13 protein-coding genes and 1 pseudogene are annotated in these 11,421 nt (G+C 43.3%); 3 read left to right on the top strand and 11 right to left on the bottom strand.

Annotated elements, in window-relative coordinates; translation table 11 throughout:
• Positions 1-104: 104 nt before the first annotated feature.
• A complete protein-coding gene (locus ACI35L_RS07115; protein WP_049671689.1) occupies positions 105-440 on the bottom strand; it encodes a winged helix-turn-helix transcriptional regulator in 336 nt (111 codons plus the stop codon).
• Between the two features lie 105 nt (positions 441-545).
• Here ACI35L_RS07115 and ACI35L_RS07110 point away from each other — a divergent pair, with 105 nt between their 5' ends.
• Complete coding sequence (locus ACI35L_RS07110) at positions 546-932, top strand: RidA family protein (protein WP_439802543.1); 387 nt, start codon at positions 546-548, stop codon at positions 930-932.
• An 83-nt stretch (positions 933-1,015) separates the two neighbouring features.
• Here the strand turns inward: ACI35L_RS07110 and ACI35L_RS07105 are convergent, their stop codons facing one another.
• From ACI35L_RS07105 to ACI35L_RS07060, 10 genes and pseudogenes are all read right to left on the bottom strand, one after another.
• On the bottom strand, positions 1,016-2,023 hold the full coding sequence (locus tag ACI35L_RS07105) for a branched-chain amino acid ABC transporter permease (protein ID WP_439802542.1): 1,008 nt from the start codon (positions 2,021-2,023) through the stop codon (positions 1,016-1,018).
• Positions 2,024-2,890, bottom strand: a complete 867-nt coding sequence (locus ACI35L_RS07100) for a branched-chain amino acid ABC transporter permease (protein ID WP_049671692.1) — start codon at positions 2,888-2,890, stop codon at positions 2,024-2,026. It lies immediately after the preceding gene.
• Positions 2,891-2,909: 19 nt separating this feature from the next.
• On the bottom strand, positions 2,910-3,614 hold the full coding sequence (locus tag ACI35L_RS07095; protein ID WP_049671693.1) for an ABC transporter ATP-binding protein: 705 nt from the start codon (positions 3,612-3,614) through the stop codon (positions 2,910-2,912).
• The gene (locus ACI35L_RS07090) at positions 3,592-4,365 is read right to left on the bottom strand and encodes an ABC transporter ATP-binding protein (RefSeq protein WP_439802541.1); all 774 of its coding nucleotides are present in this window, start codon (positions 4,363-4,365) and stop codon (positions 3,592-3,594) included. Before ACI35L_RS07090 ends, ACI35L_RS07095 begins: the two co-directional genes overlap by 23 nt.
• Before the next feature lie 54 nt (positions 4,366-4,419).
• The gene (locus ACI35L_RS07085; protein WP_049671695.1) at positions 4,420-5,631 is read right to left on the bottom strand and encodes a substrate-binding domain-containing protein; all 1,212 of its coding nucleotides are present in this window, start codon (positions 5,629-5,631) and stop codon (positions 4,420-4,422) included.
• Between the two features lie 17 nt (positions 5,632-5,648).
• Positions 5,649-5,936 (bottom strand): annotated as a pseudogene (locus ACI35L_RS07080) (6-bladed beta-propeller); the annotation flags it as partial.
• A gap of 75 nt (positions 5,937-6,011) precedes the next feature.
• Positions 6,012-7,022: a 3-oxoacyl-ACP synthase gene (locus ACI35L_RS07075; protein WP_439802540.1), complete on the bottom strand. Its 1,011-nt coding sequence runs from the start codon at positions 7,020-7,022 to the stop codon at positions 6,012-6,014.
• The gene (locus ACI35L_RS07070) at positions 7,019-7,435 is read right to left on the bottom strand and encodes a MaoC family dehydratase (RefSeq protein WP_439802539.1); all 417 of its coding nucleotides are present in this window, start codon (positions 7,433-7,435) and stop codon (positions 7,019-7,021) included. The genes ACI35L_RS07075 and ACI35L_RS07070 overlap by 4 nt, the downstream gene beginning before the upstream one ends.
• A 19-nt stretch (positions 7,436-7,454) precedes the next feature.
• A complete protein-coding gene (locus ACI35L_RS07065) occupies positions 7,455-8,924 on the bottom strand; it encodes an o-succinylbenzoate--CoA ligase (RefSeq protein ID WP_439802538.1) in 1,470 nt (489 codons plus the stop codon).
• 16 nt (positions 8,925-8,940) lie between these two features.
• Positions 8,941-9,546 (bottom strand): TetR/AcrR family transcriptional regulator, encoded by a 606-nt coding sequence (locus ACI35L_RS07060; RefSeq protein ID WP_049671699.1) that lies wholly within the window; start codon positions 9,544-9,546, stop codon positions 8,941-8,943.
• A gap of 314 nt (positions 9,547-9,860) precedes the next feature.
• Between ACI35L_RS07060 and ACI35L_RS07055 the strand changes: the two genes are divergently transcribed.
• Together ACI35L_RS07055 and ACI35L_RS07050 are read left to right on the top strand one after the other, a co-directional pair.
• Positions 9,861-10,160, top strand: coding sequence for a DUF3784 domain-containing protein (locus ACI35L_RS07055; protein ID WP_156185639.1), 300 nt, complete (start codon positions 9,861-9,863; stop codon positions 10,158-10,160).
• 154 nt (positions 10,161-10,314) lie between these two features.
• Complete coding sequence (locus ACI35L_RS07050) at positions 10,315-11,379, top strand: linear amide C-N hydrolase (protein ID WP_049671701.1); 1,065 nt, start codon at positions 10,315-10,317, stop codon at positions 11,377-11,379.
• Positions 11,380-11,421 lie beyond the last annotated feature (42 nt).

Genomic DNA, 11,421 nt, shown 5'->3' with positions numbered 1-11,421 from the left:
TGAATAAAAGAATGAAGGATTGAATCCGATTAGGGTTCAATCCTTTTTTCTAGTTATCATCCTGTTCCTTTACGTTCAGAATCAACATATGATTAATTCCTTGTCTATTGATATCTCGCCCCCCACTCACACAACTCCTCCAATACCGGCAGCAAAGTATCAGCCTTCTCCGTCAAACTGTATTCCACCTTTGGAGGGATTTGCGGGTATTCCTTCCGTTTCACCAGCCCATCTGCCTCCAATTCCTTTAGTTGCGAACTCAATGTTTTATACGTGATGGCTCCTATCTGCTTTTTTAAAGCATTGAAGCGTACCGGCTGGTTTTCCGCCAGCAGATAAATGATTACCATCTTCCATTTGCCCCCGATGACAGATATGGTGTAACCGAATGGTGTGTCTTCAATCTTTTTCACTTTCCCTTTATACTCCTCCATGCCCATCTTCCCACTATCCTTTCAGGTAGTATCTATCAATAAAGTGCGTACTACCTTTCTATTTGTTTCCAGTTTATACTGAACATACTTTAATGGAAAGGGGTCATAAACATGATTAAAACATATAACCATGGAGTGTCTTGGGAGGAAGCTTTCGGGCTTACGCAAGGTTACAGGGCCAATGATACCATCTACATCTCAGGCCAATTTTCTCATGGTATGGATGGATCATTTGTTGGAGAGGGCGATTTTGAGGCACAAGCAAGGCAGACACTGAAAAATCTTGATTCCGTGCTTGCTGGTTTCGGAGTCACCAGATCTAATATTGCTGAGATGGAGATCTTCCTGACAAAGCCAGAAGAGCATTTTGAACAGTGTGTCACTCTATTCAAAGAATATGTTGGCGACCACCGGCCAGCTGGTACTCTCGTTGGCACCTCAGGCTTGGCGTTTCCACATCAATTGATTGAAATACGTGCCGTCGCACACACCAACTAACATAAATCTAAAACATGATTTGTTTGATGACAAAGCGGGGAATCGATTCGATCCCCCGCTCCTTACTGAAAATAGTATATAAATCAAGCTGTTTTCTCTAATCCCTCACCATTTCTATCCGCTGATTTCTTCTTTCCTCTTCTCTTTGACACCTTCTTAAACAATCCAGCTAATCCGCTTGGGAAACCGAGAATGACGAAGATGTACAGCAATCCAAGGAGAATGGTCCAACGTTCGAAGATTGGGTAGGTTGAGCCTAGTTCAGATAAATAATGCTGCAGGTATTCGATGATGCCGGCTCCTGCTATGGCACCGACGAGCGTTCCTACTCCGCCAATCATAGTCATTAAGAGGGCATCCAATGTGACATCGATTGAGAAAACAGTCGTGTTGACAAAGCGCAGGGTAACCACGTAAAGCCCTCCACTTACCGCTGCAGTCGTACCGGCGACGATGCTCGCGATAACCTTATAGTGCAGCGTTTTATATCCTAGCGCTTCTGCTCTTTGTTCATTTTGTGATATCGCCTTTAGAACTTTCCCAGCTGAGGATTCGGTGAAAAGTTTTAATAAGATAAATAGAACGATCAGACAAATGAAGGTAATGTAATAGAAAGAGAGACGGTCTCTAAAGAGATTAGGGACCATGAAGGTAAATCCGTCTCCTCCATGGGTCAATGTCCGCCATTTTTCAGCTAGGACAAGGAATAACTGAGAGAAGGCCAATGTTAGCATCGCGTAGAAATGGCTTTTCAATCTAAGCGAGAGCATTCCGATGATATAGCTAATGACGACGGCTAATACAAGGGCGATGGCCATCCCTGCTGCAAATGACATTAGTTCCCCGCCCTGCCTATCAAATAATAATGCCACGCTATAAGCACCAATACCAAAGAAGAGGCAATGGCCAAATGAGACGATTCCGGTATACCCTAACAATATATCAAAGCTCATCGCGAAAATGGCAAAAATAAAGACCTGTGTGAGTAAAATAAGCATACTTCGCGAATCATTTACAAACGGGATAACAGCCAAGAATGCTACGACAACAAGCCCAATCACAAAAGATCGGTTATTCGATAACACCCGCATCTATACCTCGCCCTCCTCTCCAAACAAACCAGAAGGCTTCACTAATAAGACAAAAGCAAGCAGCAGCATATTGAGCGCCAGAGAAAAGTCAGGCAGATAATAGGCCATAAATGCTCCAGCCAGGCCGACGATCAAGGAAGCGACAGCCGACCCCTTCAAATTGCCCATGCCGCCGATAATGACAACGACAAATGCCAATATCGCATATTGCATCCCCATTTCTGCAAATACGACTCCTGAATAGGGTGCAAGCAAGACACCGCCAAGTGCCGCGACGCCTGCTCCGAGCAAAAACACGAAGGAAAAGAGTGATTTGACATTGATACCAAGCGCTTGCACCATTTCTTTATCCATCACTCCTGCCCTAATCATGAGTCCGAGCTTAGTCTTATTCAAAAGGAGCATTAAGAGAATGTAAATCAAAATACCAACCAGGATAACAAAAAGACGATATTTAATCAAAATGATTCCACCTAATTGATAGCTTCCTGAAAGCCATTCAGGCAATGGGGCTCGAATCGGATTCGGTCCCCAAATAACTTTAAGCATCTCACTTAAGACCAGCATGCCTCCAAGCGTAATCAAGAGTTGTCTGACGTGATTTCCATAGACAGGCCTAATCAGGAATTTCTCTAAAACCCAGCCCAATGCCATTCCAATAACGACGGCACCTAGCATGGATATGAGAAAGCTTCCCGTTTCAGCAAATATCCATACCCCGGAAAAAGCTCCCCAGGCAAACAACCCCCCATGAGCAAAATTCAGGACACTCATTAGGCCAAAGATAAGAGTTAGACCAGAAGCAAGCAGAAAAACAAGCATTCCGGTCGATATTCCATTCACGAATAAATTGACTAAAATGTCCATTGTTCTCTCCTTTCGCCGGTTAAGCGATTCCTAAATATTTTCTGCATGTATCAGTATCATCCTTCAAACTTTCCATCCCGCCCTTATGAACGATTTTCCCGTCATCCATAATGGCGTAGTCGTCTCCAATCTGGCTGGCCATGATAAAATTTTGCTCAACCAGTAATACCGTTGTCTTGCTCTTCATTTCCAGGATAGACTCCATCAGCTTCTCTACCATAATCGGCGACAAGCCCTTACTTGGTTCATCAATCAACAATAAATGCTCACTATTAATATAGGCCCGCGCTATCGCAAGCATTTGCTTTTGGCCGCCGCTTAAAAGACCGCTCTTCTTTCGCCAAAATTTCTTTAAATCAGGGAAGAGTGCGAGCATCCACTCCGCTTTTTCTCCCTGCGTATCCGATTTCACCGCTTGGGCAAGGGAAAAATTATCTTCCACCGTTAAGTGGTGAAAGATCCCCTGGTTTTCTGGAACATAGCCTATTCCCTTTCTTGATATGGTGTGTGTGGGCTGTCCATTCAACTGTTCACCCTTAAACGTTACATTTCCTTTGGTGATTTGATGAAAGCCCATGATTGAGCGTAAGGTGGTTGTTTTTCCTGCTCCATTTCTTCCAAACAATACCGTAATATTGCCCTCTCGAATTTCAAAGGAAACACCCTGCAAAATATGAAATTGGCCAATATAGGTTTCCATCTCATCCACTTTTAAGAGAGTCATCGTATAATCCCCCTAAATATGCATTTTGGACACGTTCATCCTGCATGATTTCACTGGGGCTGCCTTCAGCTAATAATTCACCATGAAATAAGACAGCTAGTTGATCAGACAAATGCATAACCATATCCATTTTGTGTTCAATCAGCACAATGGTACTTAACCCGTTCATTTTGATCTTTTCGATAACCTTTAAAATGCCTGGCACTTCTTCAATCGAAATTCCAGCCGTCGGTTCGTCGAGGAGCAGTAATTCCGTTTTAAGGGCCATCAGCATGGCCAGCTCTAATTTCCGTTTCTCCCCATGGGCAAGATCCTTTGCTAGAACGTCATCCTTTCCTTCAAGCATGACTTCATTCAACAGCCTCCTTGCTTCCTCCTGTTGACCCAGATACTTCTTCTTCGTTGGTATGAAGCGGAAGAAATCCTTTTGCTCTGCTTGGACGGCTAACCGGATATTCTCAATCACAGGTAATTCCGGAAAGATATTTGTCAGCTGGAATGAACGTCCTATCCCGAGTCTCGTCCGCTCCGGGATGGAATAGCCTGTCACATTTTCCCCTTTGAAATAAATCTCTCCCTTTGTCGGTTTAAGCTGACCGCTCAATAAATTGAATAGCGTCGTTTTCCCTGCTCCGTTAGGACCAATGATTGAAATCAACTTCTTCTCTGGTATGGATAGGTTCAGATTTTTAATCACGTCATGCTGGCCAAATGAAACAGAAAGGTGTTCGGTTGATAATATAGTTTCCAAGAAGAATCCCTCCTTTTCATAGAGAAGAAAGGGGAAAAATCCCCTCCTTCAAATTTATTTCTTATTCCGAATCGGGGGCTCTGTTTCATCCATTGTCAGTTCCCTAACCAATACCGGTACCGGATAATCGACTCCATCCTCTTCTTCAAGAGTGATCGCATATAAGGATTGCAGTGCCTGATGATCCTCCGCTCTAAATTTCATCGTCCCTTTCGGCGAGTCAAACTCCATTCCTTCCATCGCCTCAATTAGCGCCTCACTATCCGTATCCCCTTCTGTGTTCTTCAAAGCTTCCACAATGGCAATCGCCGATGACATCCCGCCTGCCGTAAAGAGGTCTGGAACCTCGCCGTCAAATTTTTTCTTATGCTCCTCCACAAGCCAATCATTCACCTCATTGTCAGGAAGGGTATAGTAATAGATGGAGAATCCACTCATCCCAACAAGAGCATCCATCGTCTTCAGCGAGGCAATGTCTTGAGCAGCAGCTGAAAGCTTAATGCCTTGCTCTGCTACTTTCATATCCTTCAGCTGTTTCCATGGGGAATTCGATCCAGCCCACACAATGTATAAATAATCTGGCTTAGAGCTTATGATATTTTGGATATTTGATGTGAAATCCGTTGCGTTCGCATCAACATATTGTTCATTCATGATTTCAGCTCCCAGTTTCTCTGCTCCTTCCTTAAAGGCTTGCACGCCCTCTCTACCATAGGCGCTATCTTGAGCAAGTGTTGCGATTTTCACCCCCTCTTTTGCAATGGAAGCCGCGGCTGCCACCGAATCTTGGGATGAATTGCGGCCAGTCCGGAAAATATAGCGGTTCCAGTTCTCACCTGTGATGCTATCTGCTACCGCGGGTTCAACGACCATGATTTTTTCGTACTCCTCAGCAAGCGGCAAAACAGCTAGCGTGTCGCCAGAACTTGATGATCCCACCAGGAAGTCAACTTCATCTTCCTCAAGCAATTTCGTTGCCTGCTTGACTGCCACATCCGGTTTCGTTTCAGTATCCTCAACGATGAATTCGATTTTTTTGCCGTCGACCTCCATCTTGCCATCGGTTGCATAATCAAGACCAAGCTCAAATCCCTGTACCGTTTGTTTTCCATAGACCTCAAGCGGACCTGTCATCGATGCAAGCACACCAACTTTTATCGTATCCTCACTCGAGCTTGCTTCATCATCTGAACAGCCTGCGGCAACAAGCATTGACCCCAACAATACGACAGATAAACACATCCTTAGCTTTACTGGCATTTTCATTCCTCCCCGAATTATCCTTATTTATAAAACTGAATGCGGTGCAATAAACCATCAGCGATGACAATCCTGCCATCCTTGCCAATATCAAGCCCTTGCGGAGAAAAGAAGTTTCCTGCACTCCCGCTAAAATGGCCGAATTCCTTAATGAAGTTTCCGTTCGAATCATAGACATTCATGCGATTATTTGAGGTATCTGTTACATAGACTCGATTACCTTTATCAATGGCCATACCAGTCGGCAAGAATAAATCGCCCGGTTCTTCTCCCCAGTTTTCAAGCGGATCTAAATTTCCAGCTCCGTTGTTCACTACTTATTCCAGTAATGAAGAGACTAAGAATCAAGAGCATGGCTAAGAGTATATAAAAACGAATTATTTCTTTCATTTTGTTCCCATCCATTTAATCACCGTTGCAGCCCATGTATATCCAGTACCCGCACTAACGGCAACCGCTATATCACCGTGACTCAATCTGCCCTGCTCTTGGGCGAGGTGGAGCCCGACACAGGGGTCTAGTGAGGACATATGCCCATGATGATCTAGATAAATGGCTTTTTCTTCTGGGAGGTCTAAACTAGAGAGAAGTTGGTTAAACATCGATCGTTTCGTATGAAGTGGAAGTAATAGTGAGAGATTTTCTGAAGATAACCCGCTTTTTTGTAATGATTTTCGTATGACTTTTTCGAAATTAGGAATGGATACAGGGTCGAGTCTTTCTTTCATATCAGCGGGATTGTGGACATCTATATAATGCTTACGTTGTTCTACTGTTTCATGACTAGCGAAGTTTTTTGAACCTCCTGCAGGAATACGAACATCCTGATGGAAGGATCCGTCTGTTATGATGGCGCTTTCTAAAATTTCACTGACAAGTGAATCACGTTTTATTAAAGCTGCGCATCCTCCATCACCGAAATTGAACATGAAACGGGACCGCGGATTCGTATAATCAACAATTTGTGATTCCTTACATCCTCCTACTAATAGAATCGATTGAATGGTGTGATCAGCCTTTATCATATCCTTGGCAACTTTTAAGGCAACAGGGAATCCTGAGCTGACATTCATGATTTCAAATGCATAGGCTTTCTTTAACCCTAGCTCATGCTGAATTTTCGAAGCGCAGGTCCATACATAGTAGTCTTTATGGGGGCTCCCGAAATAGATAACGACATCGATGGTGTCTGGACCGTATTGGTCAACAATTGGTCTAGCAGCCTCAATCGCCATGTCAGATGCATGCATCGTTTCATCAGCTACATGTTTCTCGTATAATCCGAATTTATCCGTTATGATGTTTTCTGGGATGCCGGTTTTATTTGCGAGTAAGCTAGCCGACTCAATCCCTGCCGGAAAAAAGGTGCTTGTCGCTTCGATTCCAATCTTCGTCATATCCTTTCCCCTTCCTTTGGTACCATCATGACAGCTGTTCCAGTTAAGACGGTCACCTCTTTTTGGTTTTGGCATTCTGTTAGAAGCTTTATTATTCTCTTCTCTTTGATATACTCCTGAACTGTCGCTGTTGCCGTGATTGTATCGCCAATATAGACCGGTGCTTTAAATTTGATTGTTTGTTCCATATAAACCGATCCTTTCCCAGGTAAATGCACTCCTAAGAGCTGCGAAAGTAAACTCGATGTTAATAAGCCATGGGCAATCCTTTCGTTAAACCTTGTATTCTTTGCATACTCGCTGTCAATATGGATAGGGTTAAAATCGCCGCTCAGTCCAGCGAACATCACGACATCTGTTTCGGTTATCGTCTTGCTGCATGCTGCCTGCTGACCCACTGTGAAATTAGCCATTCCTCTGATCTCTCCTCCCCTATTCTTGAATCAGTTTCCCTAACTGATTTTTTTGGATTTTGCCTGTTGCGTTTTTAGGTAGCTCATCCATAAAAATAATTTCCTTTGGAAGCTTATATTTCGCTAGCTTATCTCGGCAATACTCAATGATATCCTTATCCGTCAACTCACTAGATGGTTTCTTCACCACAAATGCTGCTGGAACTTCACCCCAAACAGGGTCGGCTACTCCAGTGACAGCTACCTCACTCACATCCGTATGCTGACTGATGGCTTGCTCTATTTCCAGCGGATAAATATTTTCACCTCCAGATATAAGCATCTCCTTCTTCCTGCCTACAATATAGACAAAGCCCTCTTCATCAATCCTCGCCAAATCACCTGTATAAAGCCAGCCATCGATAATTGTTTCATTTGTTGCCGCAGGCTTCCTCCAGTATTCAGTCATAATGTTTGGTCCTTTAACGACTAATTCTCCGACATCCCCTTCTTGATTAACGAGCTTGAAGTCGCTGTACATAACTGGCTTGCCAATCGAACCAATCTTCCTTGGAGCATCCTCCCTTGAAAGCATGAACAGAGTAGGGGAGGTTTCCGTCATACCAAACCCTTGCCCAAATAAGAAGCCATGGTCAAAAAAGGTTTGGATGAGTTCATGCGGACAAGGTGCCCCGCCATTATAAAACCAGCGGACTGCTTTCATTTTTTCTCTTTTAAAGGAAGGACATTCAATTAAGGCCTTATGAATTGCGGGGACACCCATGACAATCGTTGCCTCATATTGCTCAATCATCGCGATTGCCTTTTGTGGTTCAAATTTGCCTGGAATTATCACCGTTCCACCTACAAAAAGCGTCGGCAGGGCAAAGAGTCCAATCCCACCGATATGAAAGAGCGGCAACAAAACAATCGAGCGATCTGCCGAAGTCAAATCAATGGCAAGGACATTATTAATGGCGTTCCAAAACATATTTGCTTGCGTCAGTACAGCTCCCTTTGGTTTCCCTGTCGTGCCGGACGTATAACAAATAATAAAGGGAGCGCTTTCATTTATTTCTTGAAATGGGTAATTCCCAGCACTTTCTATAGCAGCGAAGGCTTCGATTTTCGCTAAATGGTCAATCCCTGTCTCTTGCAATAAGGACTGAGCCTGCTCATAGAATAGTCCCTCCGCGATTAGCACAGACGTGTCGCTATCCTTTAGCTGATAGCATAATTCACTAGACGTTAACCGTATATTGAGCGGGACGGCAATTGCACCTAATTTAGCAAGTGCAAAGATTAACACTAAATATTCAAGCCGATTTTGAGAGAGAATGGCGACTCTGTCGCCATTTTCTACTCCATACGATTGCTTCAAGAAAGCTGCCGTATCTGTTATCTTATTATGTAAAGCTTTGTACGTAATTTTCTCTTCTTCAGTGATGACGGCAATACGCCCTGGCGTAATGGTTGCTCGTTTTTCAATCCAGTAGGCTATGCCTTTCATATTACTAATCACCCTTTCACCTTTTGTTTAGACCATTAAAGATTAACGTCATGGCTGCTTCAAAAGCTTCCTCCGGAACATCATCTTGTTCCCAATACACCCATCTCATCCCTAAGAATTGGCCGATTGACATGAGACAATAGGCAACCGTCTCTTGATCTAACTGCTTAAATTCACCGGCTTCCATCCCAGCTGAAAGACTCCTTAGAAATCCATTAGCAAGCTTATTATAATACCACCGGTACAAATCCCTATCGACGACAACGGCTTGCTGCACAATACTGTATAAATTACGATGATTTTTTACCCAGCTAAAGAAAGCATGGAAGCCTGCCCTCTGCGCTTCCTCAAAAGTATTAGCATGATTCATCTCTTCCTTAATCGCTGTTCGTAATTCCCTGCTATACATGTGAATCAGCTCATCAAAGATGTCCTTCTTAGATGGAAAATAATTATAAAACGTTCCTTGGGCTACCTTAGCCTCTTGTGCAATATTCACAATGGAAGTCTCATAATAGCCCTTCTGACCAAACACCTCTTCAGCTGCATTGATGATTTTTTGCCTTGTCTCTAACCCTTTTGGAGTCAAACTCTTATCCTCTGTCGCCAGCTTTTCTGACATATGAATCACCTCTCAATTTTTAATTATAATAATTTATCAGAATATTTCAATCATTTATTTCCAATTTTATGAATTTTTTTGCACATTACACTAAATTACTATTCTCAAGCTATACCAAAATAGCTCATCCTCCTGACTATTTTCTTTATCCTGTATACAGATACATTTCTTTTGTAAAAAAATTACATATCATTTGATATACTTAATTAACCACCAGTTAAAAAAGTATTTTCTTTCTCATCCCATTCTTAACTATCCTTCAGGGACTTTTTCACAGCAAGACCTGATTTTAGATAAAAGGCAGGTGAGTTTATTTGTCTATCCTAATCGTAGTTACTTTTAGTCTCTTCTTCATCCTCATAGGTCTCTATGTCTCGAGGAAGGGAATCGTGAATTTTATTGCCGGATATCAGGAGGGATCCATTCGCGATGAGAAGTTATTAGCGAAGAGGATTGGGGCTGTTCTCATCGCTTTTGGGCTGGAGTGTCTGGCTGTTTTTTTGGTTCATCGATTTGTCGTTCCTCTAAATTCTGTTTATATCGGCATTCTTGCAATCATCCATGTTTTCATCATTCTGCTCCTTTTCATTAAGCACCGGCTAAATTCCCTTTGATAAAATTTCTCCCATATGAATGACTCGAGGTATACACCTTGAGTCATTTTTTTATGCAGATCCAGTCTTTTCGATTAAATCCCTCTCTCTCAGGGTATAGAACAAACAGTTATATTAAAATAATTATTTCATATATCAATAGGAGTGATTATTCATGAATAGGTTTCTAGACATTCGCCCAGCATTTGATGATATCTCCAGAAATCCAGGGATAACAAATCCAGCGAATCACCTCCGAACAGATGCCCAGCGAGCTAGCATCGAGTCCATCGTGAACCTGAAAAATGGGCAGCTATATTCAATGGAATATACGGCGGATTACAAGCTTGATCAAATCCTTGCAGCTGGAATCACCGATATTCCTCACTTAGTAGAGTTTGTGAATAGAGAGCTTTTGGATGATGGGAATGCGGAGGCCGGATCGAATAATGGCGGCTGCAGTGCGTTTACAGCGTCCACCCGGTCAGGGGAAATGATTTATGGGCGGAATTTCGATTATTTGATGAATATGACCGCTGTGCTCGTTCGCACAAGACCAGAGAATGGCTATGCATCCATCGGCCTGGCGGATGCAGGCTGGATTGGCTATCTTGCGGGCAGCCTTGACGACGGAGTGACCGATCTTTCTCCAGCCGTCCTCTTCCCTTATTTGCTCATGGATGGAATGAATGAAAAAGGACTTGTGATTAGTGTCTTGAAGCTGGAAGGACCGCCAACAAGACAGAATACCGGAAAGCAGAATATCTCAACAACCGTAGCTATTCGTCTCGTACTGGACCGGGCGGCCAATGTAGATGAGGCAATTGAATTATTCAAGGGCTATGATATGCAGGCATCGAGCAATACATCGTCGTTCCACTTCTTGGTCGCAGATGCAAGTGGTCGTGCAGTCGTGCTTGAATATTGTCACGATGTCTTCTCTGTCGTGGAAGAACATTATGTCACCAATTTCTATCTAGACCCTTCCATGGATGGATATGGTCATGGCGTAGAACGTTATCGCATATTGCAGTCCGTGCTCGAGTTCAAAAAAGAGGCGCTCACGGAAGGCGAGGCGATGTCCCTTCTCCAACTCGTCAGCCAGGAGAAAACAGAGGAATCAACGAGCTTTACACAATGGTCCACTGTGTATAATTTAAGCAAACTGACAGGAACGGCCAGCGTTTTACGAGATTATGATCATTTATTTACGTTCTCATTGGATAAGCCCCTAACTTGATAAGGCTGGCGCAAAATCTGTATGGTGGATTTTGCGCCGGTC

It is taken from the genome of Pradoshia sp., assembly GCF_051873915.1.
Taxonomy (GTDB): Bacteria; Bacillota; Bacilli; order Bacillales; family Pradoshiaceae; genus Pradoshia.
The sequence above is the reverse complement of the archived record's forward strand: the minus strand, read 5'-3'. Positions and strand labels throughout refer to the sequence as shown.